Genomic DNA, 20,057 nt, shown 5'->3' with positions numbered 1-20,057 from the left:
CGCTGTATTCTCCCCCGCCGGGCGAGTTCCGCCTCTCTCCCTCTTGGTCGTTTTTCCGGCCCTGGGCCATCCAGTGGGGGGGGCCCGCGCCGATATCGGCGCGGGCCCCCTCTTCGTGGTCTGTCGAGTCAGGCGCTGCGGGTGACGAGGCGTTCGTAGATGTCGTCGGTCTCGGGTTCGGTGCTGACGTCGAGGCGCCGGTTGACCGCGCTGATGGCGTCGTAGGCGGCGCGGATGCCCTGGTGGTTGCCGGCCTGGTCCTCGATGAGCATCCAGTCGCGGTAGAGGAGCTCAGCGCTGTCGTCGACGTCGAGGCCCCGGCGTACGGCGCGGCGGGCGGCGTCGAGGTCGGGGCGGGGGCCGGTGCGGTGCCAGGTGGCGAGGGTGTGGGCGGTGTCGGTGATGCGGACGAGGATCTCCTGGACGCGGGCGGCGGCCCAGGCGGGCGGGTTGGTGCCGAAGGGGTAGCCGCGGACAAGGGCAAGGGCGGCCTCCAGGTCGCCGATGCCGGTGGAGGGGCCCTTGGTCAGGCCGCGTTCGGCGAGCGTGGTGAAGCGGTCCCAGTCGCAGCGGACCTTGGGCGACAGCCGGTAGATGCCGGTGCGGTCCCTGGGGAGGTAGAGCGCGCCGTCCGGGTCGGTGCCGAGCTGGTTGCGCAGCTGCGAGATCCGGGTCTGCAAGGTGGGCTTGGACCAGGGCGAGCGCGGGTCCATGGCCTCGCGGACGGTGTCGGGCTCGCCGGGCTTGAAGTAGAGGTAGGCGGCGAGCTGGGCGAGCTTCGGGCCGTGGCCGGTGGAGGCGATCCCGGTGACAGTGACGGGCCCGAGGACCTGGACCTCGGGGGCGTGCAGGTCGACCGGCTCGGCCGGCTCCCGTGTGCCGGACTCGGGCTCGGTGGTGGGCGGGGTCATGGTGGTGTCGGTGCTGCTGGGTTCCTGGGTCGTGGACGGCTTGCTCTCCCCCGCCGGGGTGTCGGCTGCGGTGTGCGCCGCGTCTTCGCCCGGAGAGGGCGGGGTCGGGGGGAACACCTCAAGCTTTTCGGGCGCGGGCGCGGTCGCAGGTGCGGGCAGGGGCGGGACGGAGGCCAGGGGCCGGGTCGCGGTGAAGGCCGCGAACGGCGTGGAGGGCAGGGCGGCGGGGCCAGTCGCGGATCCGTCGGCGTCGGTGAGGCTGATGTGGACGGGCGGGACCGCCTTCCACGGGCCTTCAGCGGGCCGGGCGGGCTTTTCGGCCTGGCGCAGCAGGTCGAGGAAGTCCTCGTAGTCGGTCTCGGGCAGGGACTGCACGAGCAGGTCGGCGTCCAGGACGTCGACGTACTGGGTCCTGGTGGTGCCGACGGCGAGGTGGACGGCGTCGTCGAACGCGCCGAAGGCGCCGCTGGTGCCCTGGGCAGGCACGACCAGGGCGACGGGCAGGTCGCGGGCGGCGGTGAGGGTGTCGGCCAGCAGCCGGGCCTCGTCCTCGTCTATCTCCGCGGCGCACACCAAGGTCCAGGGCAGGCGGACGGGAGCGTCCTCGCCGTCGGCGGTCTGGCGCTGTTCCAAGAGGAGTTCGGCGAGGTCGGCGCGGGCGGCGGCGAGGCGGGGGACGGCACGCATCCGGCTCTGCGGCAGGAGCGGGGGGAGCTGGTCGCCGAGGCCGACGGTGATGATCTCGGAGTGGTCGCTCCAGGTGCTGGTGGCGGCTTCCAGGGCCAGGACACGGGCGGTGTCGCGTACAGCGGTGGGGGTGCCGTCCAGGAGCAGGACGCGGACGACAGTCAGGTTGATCAGGAGGTGGTTGCCGTCGGGGTCGGTGCCGAGGGTGATCAGGCCGGGGTAGGGGGCGGGGACGCGGGAGGCGGTGTCGGCGTCGAGGAGGGGCTGGGTGCGGTCCAGTGCCCAGCGGCCCGGGCCGTCCTGGGTGAACGGGGCGGGCACCTGCCCGCTGTCGCTCTCGCCGTCATCGTCGTCGGTCTCAGGCAGGAGGAGTTCGACGGTGCGGGCGGTGATCCGGGCTCCGGCCACGGCCGGAAGCGGGTGGTCGTCTTCGGCGGCGTGGTGGGCGAGGGTGCGCAGGGCGAGGTCGAGGAGTTCGATGCTGCCGGGGTCGGCGGTCGCGTGCAGGGCCTGCTCGGCGGCGGTGTCGGCGGTCTCGGGAAGCTCGCCGGGCGCGCGGCGGCGCCGCTGGAGCATGCGCTTGAGTCCGAGGGTCATCAGCAGGCCGCCGGCGGCGAGCATCCCGATCGAGACGGCCTCCCCGACGATGTCCCCGACTCCGGTCTCGTCGGTGTCCTCGGTGTCCCGGGCCGTTTCGGGCGCGGGCGAAGCGGATGCGGCCGGACGCTCGGGAGCCGGTGTGGCGGCGGGCGGGGCGGTCTTGCCCGGCTGGGCAGGTACGGCCGGGGCTGGGGTCGTCGCCACCGGGGAGGACGGCTTCGCCGGAGAGGTCGGGATCGGTTTCGCGCTCGGGGTGACGCTGGCGGGCGGCGTCTTCGGGACGTCGGTGGTGGGGGTGCTGCCCGGCCGTGCGGAGGAGCTCGGCACTGGGACGGGCGGGGTCGCATCCGGGCCGGCGGGCCGGTCGTCGGTGGGGGAGGAGGCGGGCGGCGGGGTGGCGGTGCCGGGGGTTTTCGGTGGCGCGGCCGCCGGGGGGAGCGTGAGGGTCAGGCCGGCCTGGATCTCGTCGGGGTCGGTGAGGCGGCTGCCGTCCGGCTGGCGCGCGCCTTCGTTCGCTTCGAAGAGTTCCTCGTAGCGCTCGCCGTCGCCGAGCTGGTCTTCGGCGACCTTCCACAGGGTGTCTCCGCCCCGGACCGTGTAGGCCGAGGCGCCGGTCGGCCGGGCGGGGGGTTCGGGTACGTCGGTGCGGGGGGTGTCGGGGAGGGTGAGGACCCATCCGGGCTGGATGGGGGCGTCGGCACGGAAGGTGGTCCCGCCCGGCATCGTGCGGCCCTCATTCGCCTCGGCGATCTTCGTGTAGAGCTCGCCGTGGCCGTAGAGCTTCTCCGCGATGCTCCACAGGCTTTCGGCGGGCCGGGTGTCGCGGACCGTGTACGTGCGCTCCGCCGTCCGCTCCGTGTTGGTGCCGGCTGTCGTGGCGGTGTCCTGAGCAGGTGTCACCGCTGTGGCCGGGCGGGCGGCTTCGGCGCTCACGCTGGCGGGGGTGGCGAGGGCGGGGGTCGCGGAGGCGAGGGTGCTGGAGGCGATCGCGACGAGGATTCCGGAGACGAGGGTGCCGGCGGCGCGCTGGGACAGGCGCAGTCCGGGCAGGGAGGGGGCGCGGCGGCCGCGGAGCTGGGCGGGGATCTCCAGCAGGACGGAGAGGGTGAAGGAGGCCCAGGCGATCCAGCCGATCGCGCACAGGGCGAGCATGAAGGCGGCGCCGGTGTCCTGGCGGGTGAACAGGTGGGCCAGGGCTTCGGTGCCCGGGCTCCAGACGGCGGTGGTGGTGGCGTAGAGGAGCCAGGGCAGGCCGGCCAGGAGCGCGGTCAGGACGACGGCGCAGAGCAGGGCGCGTAGCAGGCGCCGTGCGGTGCCGGGGCGGGAGGCGGGCATCGGCGTCAGTCCTTCGCGGGTCGAATCGTGCCGTGCAGCAGGGTGGCGGAGCTGGTGGCGTGGACGGTCCAGGTTTTCGGCGCGAACACTCCGCGGTAGGTGCCGGTGGCGCGGATGGTGATGCGGCGGCCGCCGTCGGAGACGGTGCCGGTGGCGCCGGCCTTGGCGAGGTAGGTGCGGGCGGCGGCAGCGGCGCGGGCGGGATCGGCGGCGACGCCTTCGCCGGTGACGGCGCGGGCGGGGTCGACGGCCTGGGCGGCGGCGCGGGCGGCTTCGACGGCGATGCCGTCGGTGCGTTCGTGGGCGCGGGTGACGCCGAAGGCGTCGACGGCGAGGAGGCCGCCGAGCAGGAGCAGAGGCACGGTGACGATGGCGATGAAGGGGGAGACCGCACCGCGGTCGTCCGTCGTCCAGCGCCTGTGTCCGGTGGGGGGCTTGGGATTCATCCGCGCTCCCTGTAGGCGTCGACGATCGAGGTGAAGGAGGAGCTCATCGTCCGTACGCCGGGGCCGCCGCCAAGGAGGAACAGGTCGCCCAGGGGAACCGTGCACGAGACGGTCACGGTGACGGAGGAGACCTGGCCGAGGTCGGCGGACAGGCCGCTGGTGTCGGTGGTGACGCGGGTGGAGGTGCAGCTCTGGCTGCGGCGGCCGAGCGCGTCGGCGGCCGCGCGCTGGGCGGCGGCCTGTCCGGCGGCGGGGGTGCGTTCGAGGGAGGCGGCGCGGGCGGCGGCCTGGGCGGCGGCGTCGGTCTTCTGCCCGGCCATGGACAGGCGGGCGCCGGCCAGCACAGCCAGGACGATCGCGATCAGCAGGGGGATGACGATCGTCGCCTCGATCGCGGCGTCGCCCCGGTCGGCGCCGTGTCGTAGAGCTGTGCGGAGGCGGTTGAGGTGGGTGCGCATCATCGGTCTCCTGCGGTGGTCCACCGCTCAACGGGGCCGGACGCGGAGGCGGTGACCGGCCAGCCGCCCATACCGGGAACGAGGGAGATCGCGCGGCCGCGGACGGTGATGCTGATGCGGTCGGCGCTGCTGCCCGCGGTGGAGACGCTGGCGCCGACCAGGACGTTGCCGCCGATCGCGGTGATCGCCGAACGGGCCTTGGCCGCCCCCTCCCCCGGTCCCGCGCCGTACATGCGGCCGGCGGAGACACCTTCGCGGGCGGCGGTCGCGGCGGCGTTGTGGGCGTAGGCGGCCAGGAAGCCCTGCGTGAGCGCGAGGAGCAGCAGGATGATGACCGGGAAGAGGATCGCCACCTGGATCGGTGACGATCCCCTGTCCCGGTCGGCGGGGGCGAGGGAGAGGAACATGGCGGCGTGTGTCCTGGGTGGGTGCTCAGCCGCCGAGGACGCTGCCGAGCTTGCCGTTGGCCCGCGCGTACGCGGCCGCGAGGCCTCCGGCGATCAGGAGGGCTCCGGTGACGGCGGCGACGATGATGACGACGGTGGAGATCGGGCTGTCACCCCGGTCGCCCTGGGTCTTGGCCTCCTGGTGGACCTCTTCGAGGCGCGAGCGGATCGCCCAGGCGCGAGCGGTCATGGCGGCCTGGGCGCGCAGCAGCGGGTTGGTCTTCATGGTGGGAGTCCCCTTTCGGGTCGTGCGGACGATGTGGGTCAGATGGAGAAGACGTTGAGGACCGCCGGGAACGCGACCGCGATCATGACGATCACGGCCAGGAGCGCGGCGGGAGTGTGGAGTTTTTCGCTGTCGGCGTTCGCGCGGGCGGCCTCGGCGGTGAGCAGTTCGTTGGTCAGGCCCTTGGCGCGGTTGCGCAGGGTGTCGTAGACGGAGGCGCCGTCGTCGGAGGACAGGCGCATGATGTCGGCGACGTCATTGAGGACGGGCAGGCGCAGCTGGGTGCCGAGGTCGGCGAGCGCCTGCCAGGGCGAGGACTTCTCCGTCCGGGCGCGCAGGAGGGCTTCTCGGATGCGGAGGAAGGCCCAGCCCTGGCCGATGCGGGCGGCGTCTTCCAGGGCCTGGTCGGCGGCGACGTTGGAGGCCATGCGGGTGGCGACCAGGTCCATCCAGGCGGCTGCGGCGTGCGCGAACTCGGTACGGGCTTTGGCCGCTTCGCTCGCGACTGCCCAGTCGGGCACGAACCACAGGACGGCGGCGAGCAGCAGGCCAGCGACGGCGGGGATGACCAGGGGGACGGGCAGGCCCATCAGCGCCCAGCCGACCGAGGGGACGAGCGGGACGAGCAGGCCCAGCAGGGCGAGGGCGAGTTTGTTGGTGACGAACTGTTCCGGGCTCTGGTGGAGCAGGTCGAGGTCGGCGCGCGGAATGCGGCCGGGCATCCGCTCGGCCAGGGATCCGGCCCAGGCGGTACTGGCGGCGCTCGTGCGGCCGGCGGGCTGGTCGCCGGGCCGGGTCGGGGGCGGGTCGAGGCGGCGCAGCGCGGGGCCCAGGCGCGGTGCGGCGGGGACGAGTTCGCGCACGAGCAGGGCGATACCCGCGCCGGTGGCGGCGCCGCAGACGATCAGGGCGGTCTGGCTCATGCGGACCTCACCTCCACGGGTTCGGTGGGGCCCGGCTGCTTGACGCGGCTTCGGGGGTCGTTGATCAGGAAGCGGGGGGTCGGCTGGTGGCTGGCGAGCCTGCGGGTCCACCACAGCACCGCGGCGAACGCGGCGCCGAGCAGCGCGAGGACGAGCTGGCCGAGGAGGGTGGCGTAGGGGGCGGTGTAGGGGATGAGGAACCCGGCCAGGACCAGGGCCAGGCAGATCAGGGTCATGGTCCGCATGGCGGTGCGGGACTTGGCGCGGTCGGCCTCGATCTTGCGGCGTGCGGCGACTTCCTCGCGGACCTGGGCGGCGACGTCTTCGAGGACCTGGGCGAGGCCGGGGCCGGGGTCGGTGGCGCACAACATCAGGGCGGCGCAGGCCTTGTCGCCGGTGACGTCGTCGAGGCGGCCGGCGAAGTCGCGCAGCGCGTCGACGGGCAGCCAGCCGGCTTTGAGTTTGTCGGCGAGTTCGCCGACCTCGTCCGCGATGGCCGGGGGCGGGTTCTTCCGGCTGGTGATCAGGGCCTGTTCGAGGGCGAAGCCCAGGCGCAGGATCTCGGAGAGGCGCTGGGTCCAGTCGGCGAGCGCTTCGAGCTTGGTGATGCGGCCCTTGGCCGAGGAGGCGGAGCTCAGCAGCCACGGCACGCCGATCACGGCGGCACCGAGCAGGAGGGCGGCGACGAACACGCCGGTGATCAGCCACACCAGCGCGGTGGTGACGCCGGCGGCCGCGAGCAGGACGCGGCGCCGTGCGGCGCGCTTGTGCCCGTCGGGGCCGCCCGACCATTGCGCCCGCCACCGGGCAGCATGGCCCTGGCCCCTGGGGGCGGTCGTGCCGATCGTGGCGACGGCGGCGGCGACCAGGCCGCCGGCGAGCAGCGCGCCGCACAGGGTCCACCACAGGGCGCCCATCACAGTCCCCCGTTCCAGGCCGCGGCCTGATCCAGTACGTGGGTGGCGAACCCGGCCAGTTCCAGGCGCCGGCGCGAGCGCGGCGAGAGCGGGGCGGCCGGGACGGCGCGCGGGTCGTCCTCGGAGGCGGGGCGGAAGATCTCGTTGTAGGCGGGGCGGCCGTTCTCGCCGATGCCGGTGATCTCCCAGATGTGGGAGAGGAGCCTGCGGGGTGCGGGGCCGGACTCGTCGACGGACATGAAGACGACGAAGTGCAGGCCGTTGGCGATCTGCCGGTAGGCCAGCTGTTCGGAGAAGTTGCCGCGGGCCAGGAGGTAGAGCTCGGCGATGCGGTCGAAGACGACGTGCGGCTCGGAGGCGTGCATCGTGCACATGGAGCCGGGCCGGTCGCTGGTCAGGGCCTGCATCATCGCGGTGATCTCCGGGCCGCGGACCTCACCGACCACCACGCGCTTGAGAGACATGCGCTTGGCCCGGTACATCAGGTCGAGCAGGGTGATCTCGCCGACCGCGCGGCCGTCGACGCGCTCGCCGTTGGACTCGCGGGCCTCCATCGGCACGACCTGCGTGTGGTAGCCGTTCTGGTGCGCCCACAGCTCGAACTCGGTCTCGATCGTGCCGAACCGCTCGTGCTGCGGGATCTCCCGCAGCAGCGCCCGCATCAGTGTCGTCTTCCCGCTGCTCTGCTCGCCCACCACGATGATGTTGCGCCGGGCCCGTACGCAGGCCCGCAGCAGGCTGGCGATCGTGCCGTCCATGGCGCCGGCCTGGACGAGATCCTCCAGGGTGGCGTCCTGGAGGCGGTGGCGGCGGATCGTGACGAAGGTGCGCTCCCCGGTGATCTCCGGGTGCAGGGCCTGGAGGCGGGAGCCGTCGGGCAGGCGCAGCGCGACATCCGGTGAGGCGGTGGAGAAGGTGCGGCCGGACTGCCCGCTGGTGCGGATCAGGTCGCGGACGAGTTCCTGGAGTTCCTCCTCGGACTCGGCCACCGGGTCAGCCGCGACGGGCTCGCCCTCGCCGGAGAACTTGAGGAACACCCGGTCGTGGCCGTTGATCCAGATGTCCTCCACGCGCGGGTCGTCGAGGTGGCGCTGGAGGCGGCCGGAGCGGAAGAGCATGTCGAAGACGAGGGCGGCCAGCTGCTGCTCCTCGGCGGCCGTGACCGTCCGGGAGGTGCGGGCCGCATCCCCCCACACCGCGACCCGCTCGTTGATCAGCGCCCGGGCCCGCTGCTCGCGCACCCGCCCGGCCAGGCCGGTGTTCAGCTTCGCCTCGGCCAGCAGCAGGTCGTTGACCTGCCGCTTGATCTCACCGGCCGCGCGGGCGTCGACCCGGACCTGCGGCACGGCCGCCGGGCCCATCATCGCCGGGGTCGCGGCCTGTCCGCCCAGGCGCGGATCGTAGACACCGCCGGGACGGCCCGGCGGCGCCATGGCGGCCGGCCCGGAGGCGGGAGCCGGCGCCCGGGACGGGGCGGCGGGCGGCGGGATGGGGGCGGGGTACATCGGGTCAGCGCGCACCGGGCACCACTCCCTTCAGCAGCCGCTGCTGAAGCGGGGAGGCCAGGCGGGCACGCCGGGTGGCGACCAGCTGCCGGACCGGGGTCGAGGCATCACGCGCGGCGCTCATCAGCTTCGACGACATGAAACCGCGGCCCTCCGGGGCGCCGTCGGACAGGACGGCGGCTTCCTCGGGCCGGTAGGGCAGGGTGGCCACCACCCGGACCCCGAGCTCGTCCTGGACCTCGCGGGTGCCGTAGGGGCCCTGGCGGATCAGCAGGACGCCGAGCGCGCCCGCCCCCTGGCCGGTGTCGCCGTCCATCAGGGTGCGCAGGGCCTGGAGGCGGGAGCGGGCGGCGTGCATGCTGCGCAGCGTGCCGCGCATCACCACCAGGACCGCGTCCGCGCGCAGCGCCAGGACACCGGCCGGACCGAACGCCCCGCTGCGGCCGAGGTCGACCAAGACGTCGTGGCCGTGGGCCTCGATCCCGGTGAACAGGTCGGCGAGCTGTCCCCAGACCGGGGTGAGGCTGGAGGCCTGGTGCATCGCGGTCAGCCCCGGCAGCAGCAGCCGGTTGCGCTCGGAGCGCTTCTCATCGTTCTCCAGGGCGATCAGCTGCGGCCAGAACGCGGTGACCAGATCCTGGGTACGGGCGGACTCCGTCAGGTTGCGCAGGCCGCGGTCGGCGGCCACCGCGCTCTGCAGCGCGCCGGGCAGGACCGCTCCGCCGTCCGGGTCACACTCCGCCAGGACCAGGCGCCGGCCTTCCTCCAACGGCCAGGTGCGCAGCAGCGCGAGCGCCGTGCTCGTCGCGCCCGGGGCGCCGGGCAGACCGACCAGGGTGATCACAGCCATCAGGACTCCCCCGGACCGTCCACGACGAGCGCCACGTTCCCGGTCGCCGCCTGCGCGGCCAGGACGGGCCCGAACTGCGAGGGCACCGCGACGTCGACGACCTGCTCGCCGGTCGTCTGCGACTTCTCCCCCACCCGCACGACCCGCGCGGCGATCGTCTGCGGACCGGCGCCCTCGCCGTCCTTGCCCGCAGTGCTCTGCCCGTCGGCGGGGGTGGAGACGACGAGGATCTTGTCGCCCGGGGAGAGACGGCTCGCGGGCATCTGCGAGGTCTTCAGCCCGATACCGACCAGCCGCTCGCCCGGCTTGACCAGCGTGCGGGTGGTGACCTGCCCCTGGGTCAGCAGTGCGCCCGGCGTCAGCGCGACCGAGGCCCGCTTGCCGACCACCTTCGCCCGCTCTGCGGCTGGCACCGGCTTGAGCGCGGGGTCGAGCTGGACCTGGGCCTCGATGAGGTCGGAATCCTTGATGACGTCACCGGCCTCGACGCCCTTGGCCACGGCCAGGACCGGGGTGCGCTCCCCCGTCGCCTGAAAGGCCAGGAGCCCGCCGCCGCCGCCCGCCGCGATCAGCGCGATGGCCAGCGCGTACATGCCCGGGCGCCGCCGCCTCGCCCGGAACCCGACCGCCGCACCCGGAACCTGAAGGGGCGTCGGCTGTGCGGGCACCTGGCCCGTGCCGGCCGGAAGGGCCGTCGTCTTGCTCACGATCTCTCGCTCTCGCCTTCGTCTACTTCGTCATGAGGGGGCCCGGCGCGGGGGTTCAGCTGCCGACGGCCTGGAGCTCGCCGACCCGGATGTCCACATCGCTCTGCCGGGTCTGGGTCATCTGCCCGGACTGCCCGGTCGTCGCCTGCCAGTCGATCGTCCACGTCGAGGTCGCCACCACGTGATACGTCCCGGCGCCAGCGACCGACGGCTTGGCGTAGCGGTGGCCGCAGTCCGGCGACGGCTTCGTGCCGTACGCCGCCTTGTAGGGGGTGCCGGGGGTGGTGCAGGTGACGGTTTTCCCGTCGCCCATCTGCCACACGATCTTCGCGACCTTCGCCGTCGCGGTCACCGTGATCCCGCCCGCCGACGCGGACGCGACGTTCGGCCCGTACGTCTCCGGGCCCCGCTCGGTCCACAGATAGACCGGCATCCCCACCAGACCCATACCGCCCGGCTTCGGCGTGATTCCGATCGCCGGCGGGCGCAGCACCATCTGGTCCACGGCCCGCTGCGCGAGGACAGCCGGGTCCACGACCGGTACGGCGGGGCCTCCCGGGCCGCCCACGAGCGGCTCCGTGATCATCGTGGAGGATCCGTCGGCCATGAAGTAGCGGCAGGTCCGCGTGTAGAGCACGGCGCCCTTGGCGGGGTCCTGCCCTTCCCAGATGTCGCTTCCGGCCGGGGGCTGGGGGTCGACCTTCTCGGCCGGGGTGCACTCGGGCGGCTTGGGCCGCGGGCCCTGTGAGCCCCCGTTTCCCTTGCCGCCGATCGGGGTCTTGCCGCCGCCAGGGACGGAACCGGGTACGTCGACCTCGACCTCGCAGACAAACTTGCCGCACCCCGCGCCACCCTTCCCGCCGGGCTCGTCGGCGTGAGCGGAGGGAACAGAGACCGCCACGGTGCTGAGCGCGAGGGCGGCCACGGCCGCCGCTCGCCTGGAGGTCAGCACTTCTTGCCCTGCGGCTCGTCGAGGATGACGCGCCATCCCTGGGGCCATTTCTCGACGGTGGCCTTGATGACGTAGCGCAGAAGCCGGTTCTTCGGCAGCTCGGCCGGCTTGCCGGTGCTGATGGAGGTGACAGTCCATCGGGAGACGTCGAGGCAGCTGGAGATGACGGCCTTCGGAACCTTGCGGTCGATGTCCGCACTCGTGACGGTCGGATTGCCCACGGTGACCTCGCCGAGGATGACCAGGTCTTTTTCCCTCATCTGCTTTGTGTCCGCTTCGAGCTGTGCCAGGGCAACAGCGGTCGCGTACTTCTTGAGGTCGCCGGCCTTCCCGGTCTTGTCGGCGTAGCGCTTCTCCGCCTCCTGCCACAGGGACAGGTAGGTGTCGACGGCTTCCTTCTTCGCCGTCTCGACCGGGTCCGGCGGAAGCTGCGTCTTGGGCGGGGTGGCCGTAGGAGTCGTAGCGGACACCGACGGGGTGCTCGGCGGTTTTTCCGAGGTCGGTTCATTCGTATTACAGCCGACGGCGAGCGCGGAGACCGCGCATACGAATGCGAGTTTCCGCCAGCGGTTCCTGGTGAGCATGTGCGTCAACGAATTCGCCTCCCCGGGGCATATGCGGCCGCATGGTCTCACCTGCGCAGACCTGCCTAGCGCGAGGTGCCGTGTCCGCAAAGTATGCGCCATACATTACGCAACGGTTCGTACAACTACGTAGTGAGTAAGTGGACTTGACAGACTTTCGCGGTGTCAGTGTGAAATTCGACCTGATCATGTTGACGGGCCTGTCCGCCCAAAAGCCTCTGGAATAACGACAAATCAACAGGGCGGTCACCGGACCGGCTCCCACCCGTTGTGGTGAAGCGCGAGTCGTACTTGAGCGGGGCGTCCGTCCTGGAAGGTGCCGAGCGCTCCGGCTCCTGCCCACACGAGACGGACGAGGACCTGGTCGTCGCGGCCGTCGGCGCGGCGGGCGATCGCGGCCTGGACGCGTACGTCGCGGTAGGAGGCGCGCAGCTGGGTGCCGGTGAAATAGCCGGGCCAGGCCTCGCGGCCGGTGCCGGTGGTCTCGGCGGTCCAGACCCGGGTGGCGAGGGTGACGAGGCGGCGCTCCAGGGCCGGGGGGAGGTCGGCCGGCGTGGTGCGGTCGAGGAGGCGCTGGATGGCGTAGTCGCCGCCGGGTCCGTCGCCGGAGACCGGGATGCCGCTCGGGACGGGCTCGGGTTCGGGGGTGGGTGTGCGGGGTGCCGGTGACGCCTGCCGGGACGCTTCGGTACGGGCCGGAGCCTGCGCGGGGGCCGGGGCGGCCGCGGGGGGTTCTTCGGCGGTCCTTTCCCCAGCAGGAGCCGACAGCACGGGCGGGACGGGCGAGGCCGTGGTGGTGGGAGGCGGGCCCTGCTGCCGGGTGAGGAGCAGGAGGGCTCCGGTGAGGGCCAGGAGCAGGCCGGTGAGCAGCAGGGGCCGGTGCGGGGCGGGGTGGGTGGTCACAGCGGGCGGGCTCCTCCGGCGTAGCCGTGGTCCCAGAGGGGTTCGGTGCGCACGGCGGTTCCGGGTCGGGGGGCGTTGATCATTTTTCCGTCGCCGAGGTAGATGCCGACGTGGTGGATGGTGGAGTCGCTGTTGGAGTCGTAGGCGAAGAAGACGAGGTCGCCGGGGCGCAGGGCGCCGGGGCCGAGGGAGGCGGGGATGCGGGTGCCGATGCCGGCCTGGCGGTCGGCGGTGCGGGGCAGGCGGATGCCGACCTGGGCGTAGGCGTAGGTGGTCAGGCCGGAGCAGTCGAAGCCGATGATGTTGGTGCCGCTCTTGCCGCTGGGTGAGCAGCAGATGCCGCGGCTGGGGCCGTTGGCGTTGCCGCCGCCCCAGGAGTAGGGGACGCCGGTCTGGGCGAGGGCGGTGGCGATGACGGTGCGGGCGTCGCCGGTGGCGGGCTGACCGATGGGAAGGGCGCCGGTGGACATCTGGCTGTAGCGGTCGATCCAGCCCAGGACGTCGTCGACGTAGGCGGTGGAGCGGTTGTACTGGAAGATCGCGGCGCGCAGCTGGGTGCGGTCGGCGAGGTTGCGGCCGTTGCCGCAGAGGTAGACGGCGGCGCCGAGGGCGGCGTCGTCGGCGTTGTGCGGGTCGATGAGTTTGTCGTCGTTGGCGTCGCGGCCGGAGCCGTTCCAGGTCGAGGGAAGGAACTGGAAGGGGCCAACAGCCCTTTCGCTGGTGGCGGTGCCGTCCCAGCGGCCGCCGTCGGTGTCGGGAAAGGCGGTGTGGTTGCCGCCGGCGCCGGAGCCGTCGAGGACGGGGCCGAGGATCCGGGGGGTGATGTCGCCGCGGTCGCTGATGGTGCGGCCGTTTGCGTGGTCGGACTCGATGCGGGCGATCCCGGCGAGGACGGCCCAGCGCATGCCCCGGCAGGACGGAACTTCGCGGGGCAGGCGGGCGGTGGCGTTGTGGTAGGCGGCGAGCATCCGCTGCGGGATGCCGGCGACCTGACCGACGGTCTGGAGGGCGGGGGCCGGGGTGGGCTGGGCGGCCAGCATGACGACGAGGAGGACCGGGGCGGCGAGCACGGCCAGGAGGACGGTGCCGCATCCGATGCCGCGCTTCACTCCGTGCCTCCCGAGGTGTCGGTGTCACGGCCGCCGTGCTCCTCGCGCCAGATCTCGCCCCAGGACCGAGGCGTGCTCTGCGGGCCCGAGGTGCCGGCAGTCCCGGAACTATCGGGACTGCCCGGGGTGGTCGGACTGCTGGGAACGGCCGGGGTGCTGGGAGTGGTCGGGGTGGTGGGCGTAGTAGGGGTGGTGGGCTCTGCCCACCAGGCCTCCCGCGGCGCCGCCGGGGGCGGTGTCGTCTCCGGCCGCACCGTCCACCACTGCGGCGGCGCGTCCTCCGGCGCCCGGGAGGTACGAGGCAGTTCGGTCGAGGCGGGCAGGTAGGGACGGGGGTTCTCCGGGCGAGGTTCCTCGGGGCGGGGGCGGTCGCGGTCGTCGTCGGGGCGGGGGCTGGAGGAGAAGGCGGCGGCGGTGTCGTCGAGCCAGCGGCCGGCGACGCGGCCGTAGTGGGTGCGCTGGAGGCCGAGCTCGGTGTGCAGGTCCCGGGAGACGGCGCTGCCGAAGCGGCGGGCGCGGGTCCAGGTGGCCGGCAGGCCGACGGTGGAGTAGAACGCGGTCTTCGTGGTGCCGACCAGGACGCGGCCGGCCCGGGTGCGGCGCAGCGAGGCCTCCAGGCGGCTGCCGGCCGGGATGAGCGGCGGGCGGCCGGTGTCCTCCGCCGTTCCGGGCGCGGCGGTGCCGGTGCGATCGGTGCCGGGGTGGTGGCCGGGGGGCAGTGGCAGGCCGTCGGGGCCCACGGGTTCGGGCCGGACGGGGGGCCGCTTCGGGCCGATGAGGACGGTGTGGGCGGCGCGCATGCCCAGGGCGAGCGGCATGAGGGCGCGGCGGCCCTCGGCGAGGGCTTCTCCCCCGAAGCGACCTGCGGGTCCGTTCTGCCGGGAGAGCAGGGCGAAGTGGGCCGGGGATCCGGGCACGCCGCCGTAGCCGTGTACGCCGCCGTTGTTGTAGCCGAGGGAGGAGAACGCGGCGGCGGTGGCCGCGGCGTTTTCGTTCATGGTGTGGCTGCCGCCGACCTTCGCGTAGCGCATGCGAAGGGCCATGCGCTGGCCGATGCGGCCGGCGCCGTTGATGATGCGGCGGTTCAGGACGAGGGCGGTGACGGCCAGGCCGTCGAGGAGGAAGAGGCGCTCCAGCAGGGGGGTGGTGTTGTCGGCGAGCAGGGCGCGGGCGCCGACGCCGAAGAGGGGGATGAAGACGGCGATGGCGAAGAGGGTGAGCATGCTGCCGGCGAGGTAGCCCGCCCACCGCCACAGCAGTCCGCGGGCCGGGCCGGGCAGCAGGGACAGGGCGAGGACGACCATGGTGACGGCGGCGGCGATCACGCAGCCGAACTGGGCGGCGATCAGGGCCATGGCCATCGCGAAGATGATCAGGGTGATGATGCAGGCGGCGAGCAGGACGAGGCCGGCGCCCAGGACCTTGTTCCAGTCGTTCTTCTGCATGTAGGCGGCAATCGCGGCACCCTCGGCCCCGTGCTTCTCGAACTCCTTTGCCCGGTTGTAGAGGTTGCCCTCGTGCCTCATGCCGAGTTCACAGTGCTCGCGGGCGGTGTCGTTGAGGAGGCTGCAGGGGTTGTTCTTCTCCTTGGCGGGCGGGGTGACGAAGCCCTTGTGGAGGGGGTAGAGGGGGCTGTCCTGCTCGATGATCTGCCCGTACTGGAGCAGCATGTAGGGCTGGACGACGAGGGTGTCGGTGAGGGTGCGGGTGATCGGCTGGGAGACGTCGGCGGCGTTCAGCGGGCGCTCGCCCTTGAGGCAGTAGTCGCGGGCCGCGCCGATGAGCGCGGCGCACTGCTTCGTACGGTCCGGCTTCGGTGCGGGGGTGGTGCCGGGGCGGGGCTGGCCGCTCAGGCAGAAGTCGCGGGCGGTTCCGATGAGCGCGTCGCAGGGGCCTTCGGTCTTGGTATCGGGCAGCTGTCCGGAGTTCGCGGTGATGGTGGCTGCTTCCAGGGCGGCGCGCTGGGTCTGCTGGACGGGTCCTTCGTAGCCCAGGAGCATGGCCGGCTGGACGACGGCGGTGGCGGACATCCCGGCGATCAGCAGGGTCAGCAGGATCTCGCCGGCGCCCCGGGCGAACCGGCCGCGCATGACGGTCACCAGGCCGAAGACGAAGGCCCAGGCCAGGCAGATGCCGGCCAGCCCGAGCGGGGTGATGATCTGGGACTCGTAGGCGTCGGACAGTTTCTGCGCGGGTGAGGCGAGCTTGTCCATGACCGGGAAGCGGTAGGCCCAGTCGATCAGCCAGCAGGCGAAGCCGGTCACGGTCCGGGCCAGGGCGAACAGGCCGGAGGCCAGGAACCGCCGGACGGTGTCCATGATCCCGCCCGCCGGAGTCGTGGCCACGTCGATCACGGTGGGGCCCGTGCCGGGCAGCTGTCCGCCCTGGGCGGGGGCGGGCTCGGGGTCGAGTTCGTAGCGGTCCAGCGGGGCGCCCTCGGACGTCTGGACGTTCAGCGGGTCGAGGAGTCCTCCGGAGCCGGGGGTGTCGGCGGCGTACGCGAGGGTGGTGCCGGCCGCCCACAGCAGCAGTGTGGCGGTGGTGACGGTGACGGCGCGGCGGGCGCGCGGGGTGGTCATCGGGTCCTCCGGCGGCGGGTGGTGAGGGTGGCGGCGGCCGCGACGGGCAGGAGCAGCAGCGCCAGGTGCAGGACCGTGCCGCGGTCGGGGGCGGAGGCCTGGGGCTGCGGGGCGGGGTCGGCGCGCAGGCAGTAGTCGCGGGCGGGGCCGACGATGTACGCACAGCGGTCCTGAACACCCTGAGCAGGGGCCGGGGTGGTGGGCGCGGGGGTGGCGGCGAAGGCTTCGCCGGTGCGCGGCCACCAGGCGTCCGGTCCGGCGTCGTTGGCGAGGATGACGGCCGCTATGAGAGCGGCTATCAGGGCGGCGGTGCCCGTCGCGGCGAGCAGGGCGCGGACGCGCTGGGCGAGGGGGCGGTGGAAGGTGTCGCTCATCGCGGGCTCCCGGCAGTGGCGGCGGGCGAGACCGGGGCGGCGGTGGCGGGAGGCGGAGCCGAGGTGGTGATGTCGGGGGTGGTGTAGATGCCGTCGGTAATCCGCTGAAGGTCGGGGACGAGGACTTTGAAGCGGCCGATGTTCATGCGCGGGTCGCGGGCGAGGAACTCGCCGGCCCGGCCGGCCTTGCCGAACGGGGACAGGTCGGTGGTGACCACGCGCAGGAGTTCTTCGTCGGTGCCGTCCAGACCGAGCCACTGAAGGCCCCGGGCGGCCAGGTCGCGGTCGGCGGTGCGGCCCAGGAAGCGGTAGGCGAGCAGGCCCCGGCTGGTGGAGGTACCCAGTTCCTCGACGTCGTGGCAGCCCAGTCCGGCGCCGGCGCCGTGCTTGCGGCCGTCGCTGACCATCTCGTCGATCAGCGCCTGGCCCTCGGCGGAGGAGGTCAGCCAGTACACCTCGTCGAGCGGCAGGAGGGTGAAGCGGGGGTCGGTGAACGCCGCCTCGCGGGCGAGCGCGGCGATCAGGTAGAGCACGGCCCGGCCGATGAGCGCCTCCAGCGGCTGGTTGCGCAGCAGTTCGGGGCTGGCGGCCGCTTCCCTGGGCGGCAGGGTCAGGCCGGTGGTGGTGATCACCACGAAGTCGGAGGAGACCTCCGACAGGAGGTCGAGCGGGGGAAGGTCGGGGTCGAAGACGGCGGCGGCGAGCGGCTCTTCCGCGGCGACTTGCAGCCACTCCACCAGCGAAGCCGCACGCTGCCCGCGCGCGCTGTCCTCCAGGGCCGCCTCCTCCAGGGCGGCCAGGACGCCCGCCATGCAGGGAGAAGGAGAGGCGGCGGTCTGCTTCACAGCGGCTTTCAGCAGCGCGCCGTGCTCGGTCATCGGGCCGACGCCGAGCTGGAGGGTGAGGTAGCTCAGGGCGTAGCGGGCGCCGATGGCGGGGTCGGGGAAGACTCGCAGCGGGTCGATGGACAGCTCGGCCTGGGCGGCGTCCACGATCTGGCAGCGTCCGGCGGCCGCCGAGCGGGCGAAGCGGGCCCACTCCCGGGACTTGGTGCGGTCGATCGCGATGACCCGCCCGCCCCGGTCGACGATCGAGCTGGAGATGAGCTTGGCCAGCGTGGACTTGCCGCCGCCCAGGTCGCCGACGAGAGCGAAGGAGGCGGAGGCGTTCTTGACGGGGGCGTCGGCGATGTCCAGCAGGGTCGGGCAGACGGTGCCGACGTCCTGGGAGAAGCCGATCATGGCGCCGGTCGGGTCGCCGAAGTCCTGCCCCGTGAGCGCACCGTGCATCGCCCAGTCCTCACCGAGCTGGTACTGGACGTACTCGCGGGTCTCCGGCGGCGTGAGGGCGGCGGGCAGGCCGAGGGTGAACAGCTTGTCCTGGCTGCCGACGGGGCGGACCAGACGGTAGCTGGCGCTGCGCAGCCGGGCCTGGAGCGCGCCGGCCCGCTTCTCGCACTCCCCCGGTGTGGTGCCCCATACGGTCATGACGGTGACGGCCTGGACCTCGACCTCGACGCTCGTACGCGAGGCCCGGGCGCCGAGGTCGCCCAGGTCGTCGGCGGCATCGCGCATGCCCTCGGGCAGGCCGGTGGCACGGCGGGCGGCGTACTGGTCGGCCTGGTCGACCAGGTCGCGCTTCTTGCGGTCGACGGCGTGCACCACCTTCTCCGCCGGGAGCAGGTTCATGTCGACCATCCAGTCCACGCCGAACGGCAGCCGGTCGAGCTCGGCGAAGAAGTCGCCCCCGGCCGCGGTGAAGTGACGGGGCATCTCCGCCAGCGCCAGGTGTGCCTGGTAGGAGGTGCCGGCCTCGGAGTCGACCTGGAGCCACCGGCGGCCGACCATCAGCCCGGCCCTGCGCGCACGGCCCTTCCTTCCGCCCCGCCCGGTGCCGGCGGGGTCCGGGTCGTCGCCGCCTTCCAGGAGCCGCACCTGGCTCAGGTCGGCGTGCGACGGTGCCCGCAGCGCACCGCGCACGAAGCGGCTGCCGCGCATCGGCGACTTCCCGGCCTGGCCGAGGAGCTCCTCCTCAAGGCCGCGGGCGGCGGCGTGCTGGTACATCCACACGATCTCCGCCGGCAGCGCCCGGCGCAGCTCCAGGCCGCCGTCGAACTCCGCCTCCAGCTGCTCGACACGCTCCCGGCAGGCCGCGACCTCACGGCCCGTGACCGGCGCGGGCGGCAGGCCGAGCAGGCCCGACAGCTCCGACCACGCCGAGGCACGCGCCGCCGTCCACTGAGCCTTCGCCCCGGCCGGCTCCAGCGGAACGGCGAGCCACAAGGTCCTGCGGTGCATCTCCACCGGGGCGTCGAAGTCGTCTCCGGCCAGTAGCCGCAGCCGCTCCTGGGCGACCTCCGCCCACGCCGCGTGCCGCCGGTAGTCCACTGCCTCGATCGTCTTCGCGACCACCTCCGCCGGGTCGAGCCGGGCGCACAGCCCGTACAGGCGGGCCTTGCCGGGCAGGGAGCGGACCAGGGTCGTCACCCGGGAGACGATCCCGTCGCGGGTGCGGGCGTCCATGTAGCGGGAGCCGGCCGGGGCGAGTGACCAGATGGCCCAGGTGGTTCCGGTGGTGGACCACACGACGTTGTCGACGATGTGGCGCAGGGGGGTCTTCATCGCGTGGCTGCCTTCGGTCGCTCGCGCAGCATCTGCTGCAACGGGGTGGGGGCCGGGCCCCCACCCCCGGCCGAAGGCCGAGGACGGGGGCGGGGGTGGGAGTTGATGGAGGAAGGGGCCGGTACGGCCATAGGGGCGGGAAGCTCAACCGCGGGGGCAGAAAGCTCGGCCACGGAGACAGTGGTGTGCTCGATCAGGACGGTTCCGGTGAGCACCCGGGGCCGGGGCGGGCGGGCGGTGCGTCCGCCGATCCGGCCAGTCGCGGGCTGCAGCGCCCGCTGGAGGACGCCGTAGGCGATCCACAGCGGGGCTCGTCCGGCGATCCGTTGGGCGCGGGCCGCCCAGATCGCGACCCCGAGCGCGGCAAGAGGGATCGGGCCCAGCGGGCCCGCCCACCACGAGAAGGTGTTGATCAGCAGGAGCGTCCCGACGGCGGCGATGATCAGCTGGGGTGCGTTGTACGGGCCGAGCCACAGGACGAAGTCGCCGATCTTGCCGAGCACCCAGGGGAAGGCGCGGGCCCGGGTGTAGGTGCGGCCGACCCGGACCGGCGCGGTGGTGCTCATGCCGGCCGCTCGCCGACGATCCCTTCACCCGTTCCTGCGGCCACACGGCCGACAGGCGTGGACGCGGACTGCGGGGGGTTGGTGGGGGTGACGGAGCCGATCTGGGTCACTTCGTTCTTGAAGGCATCCGCCAGTTCGGTGCGGGCGTTGTAGATGCCCAGGCAGATCACGAAGCCGAGCACGACGCCGATGGCGGCCTTCATGCTCATCTTGGTGATGATCGTGACGAGCACGGCGATGAGGAGGAAAAGCTTCAGGGCCCGATCGGCCCAGCCTTCTCCCATGCCGAACAGGTGGGTGCCGATCTGCTCGAACGCGCCGGCCAGCACGACGTTGGTCTGGGGGTCCATGAGCGGTC

19 protein-coding genes are annotated in these 20,057 nt (G+C 73.2%); all 19 read right to left on the bottom strand.

Annotated elements, in window-relative coordinates:
• Positions 1–128: 128 nt before the first annotated feature.
• The 19 genes from ACWGSR_RS27680 to ACWGSR_RS27590 all read right to left on the bottom strand — a co-directional run bounded on the left by ACWGSR_RS27680 (position 129) and on the right by ACWGSR_RS27590 (position 20,049).
• Positions 129–3,533, bottom strand: a complete 3,405-nt coding sequence (locus ACWGSR_RS27680; RefSeq protein WP_453569994.1) for a LysM peptidoglycan-binding domain-containing protein — start codon at positions 3,531–3,533, stop codon at positions 129–131.
• Positions 3,534–3,538: 5 nt separating this feature from the next.
• Complete coding sequence (locus ACWGSR_RS27675) at positions 3,539–3,979, bottom strand: hypothetical protein (protein ID WP_453569991.1); 441 nt, start codon at positions 3,977–3,979, stop codon at positions 3,539–3,541.
• Entirely contained in the window at positions 3,976–4,437 is a 462-nt protein-coding gene (locus ACWGSR_RS27670; protein WP_453569988.1) for a TadE family protein, read from the bottom strand. The genes ACWGSR_RS27675 and ACWGSR_RS27670 overlap by 4 nt, the downstream gene beginning before the upstream one ends.
• Positions 4,437–4,844, bottom strand: coding sequence for a TadE/TadG family type IV pilus assembly protein (locus ACWGSR_RS27665; RefSeq protein ID WP_453569986.1), 408 nt, complete (start codon positions 4,842–4,844; stop codon positions 4,437–4,439). The genes ACWGSR_RS27670 and ACWGSR_RS27665 overlap by 1 nt, the downstream gene beginning before the upstream one ends.
• Before the next feature lie 25 nt (positions 4,845–4,869).
• Positions 4,870–5,109, bottom strand: a complete 240-nt coding sequence (locus ACWGSR_RS27660; RefSeq protein WP_453569983.1) for a hypothetical protein — start codon at positions 5,107–5,109, stop codon at positions 4,870–4,872.
• Positions 5,110–5,147: 38 nt separating this feature from the next.
• Positions 5,148–6,032, bottom strand: coding sequence for a type II secretion system F family protein (locus ACWGSR_RS27655; protein ID WP_453569980.1), 885 nt, complete (start codon positions 6,030–6,032; stop codon positions 5,148–5,150).
• Positions 6,029–6,949 carry a type II secretion system F family protein gene (locus ACWGSR_RS27650; protein ID WP_453569977.1) on the bottom strand — a complete coding sequence of 307 codons (921 nt, stop codon included), beginning with the start codon at positions 6,947–6,949 and terminating at the stop codon, positions 6,029–6,031. Before ACWGSR_RS27650 ends, ACWGSR_RS27655 begins: the two co-directional genes overlap by 4 nt.
• Positions 6,949–8,469, bottom strand: a complete 1,521-nt coding sequence (locus ACWGSR_RS27645) for a CpaF family protein (protein WP_453569974.1) — start codon at positions 8,467–8,469, stop codon at positions 6,949–6,951. The genes ACWGSR_RS27650 and ACWGSR_RS27645 overlap by 1 nt, the downstream gene beginning before the upstream one ends.
• Complete coding sequence (locus ACWGSR_RS27640) at positions 8,459–9,304, bottom strand: hypothetical protein (protein ID WP_453569971.1); 846 nt, start codon at positions 9,302–9,304, stop codon at positions 8,459–8,461. The genes ACWGSR_RS27645 and ACWGSR_RS27640 overlap by 11 nt, the downstream gene beginning before the upstream one ends.
• Positions 9,304–10,011: an SAF domain-containing protein gene (locus ACWGSR_RS27635; RefSeq protein WP_376243423.1), complete on the bottom strand. Its 708-nt coding sequence runs from the start codon at positions 10,009–10,011 to the stop codon at positions 9,304–9,306. The genes ACWGSR_RS27640 and ACWGSR_RS27635 overlap by 1 nt, the downstream gene beginning before the upstream one ends.
• A gap of 55 nt (positions 10,012–10,066) precedes the next feature.
• On the bottom strand, positions 10,067–10,963 hold the full coding sequence (locus ACWGSR_RS27630) for an ATP/GTP-binding protein (protein WP_453569968.1): 897 nt from the start codon (positions 10,961–10,963) through the stop codon (positions 10,067–10,069).
• Positions 10,957–11,547 (bottom strand): hypothetical protein, encoded by a 591-nt coding sequence (locus ACWGSR_RS27625; RefSeq protein WP_453569965.1) that lies wholly within the window; start codon positions 11,545–11,547, stop codon positions 10,957–10,959. Before ACWGSR_RS27625 ends, ACWGSR_RS27630 begins: the two co-directional genes overlap by 7 nt.
• A 246-nt stretch (positions 11,548–11,793) precedes the next feature.
• Positions 11,794–12,450, bottom strand: a complete 657-nt coding sequence (locus ACWGSR_RS27620; protein ID WP_453569963.1) for a hypothetical protein — start codon at positions 12,448–12,450, stop codon at positions 11,794–11,796.
• Positions 12,447–13,559, bottom strand: coding sequence for a C40 family peptidase (locus ACWGSR_RS27615; protein WP_453569961.1), 1,113 nt, complete (start codon positions 13,557–13,559; stop codon positions 12,447–12,449). The genes ACWGSR_RS27620 and ACWGSR_RS27615 overlap by 4 nt, the downstream gene beginning before the upstream one ends.
• On the bottom strand, positions 13,556–16,138 hold the full coding sequence (locus ACWGSR_RS27610) for a hypothetical protein (RefSeq protein WP_453569958.1): 2,583 nt from the start codon (positions 16,136–16,138) through the stop codon (positions 13,556–13,558). The genes ACWGSR_RS27615 and ACWGSR_RS27610 overlap by 4 nt, the downstream gene beginning before the upstream one ends.
• The gene (locus ACWGSR_RS27605; RefSeq protein WP_453569956.1) at positions 16,135–16,512 is read right to left on the bottom strand and encodes a hypothetical protein; all 378 of its coding nucleotides are present in this window, start codon (positions 16,510–16,512) and stop codon (positions 16,135–16,137) included. Before ACWGSR_RS27605 ends, ACWGSR_RS27610 begins: the two co-directional genes overlap by 4 nt.
• On the bottom strand, positions 16,509–19,133 hold the full coding sequence (locus ACWGSR_RS27600) for an ATP-binding protein (RefSeq protein WP_453569954.1): 2,625 nt from the start codon (positions 19,131–19,133) through the stop codon (positions 16,509–16,511). The genes ACWGSR_RS27605 and ACWGSR_RS27600 overlap by 4 nt, the downstream gene beginning before the upstream one ends.
• Positions 19,130–19,699 (bottom strand): hypothetical protein, encoded by a 570-nt coding sequence (locus ACWGSR_RS27595; RefSeq protein ID WP_453569951.1) that lies wholly within the window; start codon positions 19,697–19,699, stop codon positions 19,130–19,132. Before ACWGSR_RS27595 ends, ACWGSR_RS27600 begins: the two co-directional genes overlap by 4 nt.
• Complete coding sequence (locus ACWGSR_RS27590) at positions 19,696–20,049, bottom strand: hypothetical protein (RefSeq protein WP_453569948.1); 354 nt, start codon at positions 20,047–20,049, stop codon at positions 19,696–19,698. The genes ACWGSR_RS27595 and ACWGSR_RS27590 overlap by 4 nt, the downstream gene beginning before the upstream one ends.
• Positions 20,050–20,057: the final 8 nt, after the last annotated feature.

It is taken from the genome of Streptomyces sp. NPDC055632 (assembly GCF_053618675.1).
Note: the sequence above shows the minus strand (reverse complement) of the source record. Positions and strands in the feature narration are given on the sequence as shown.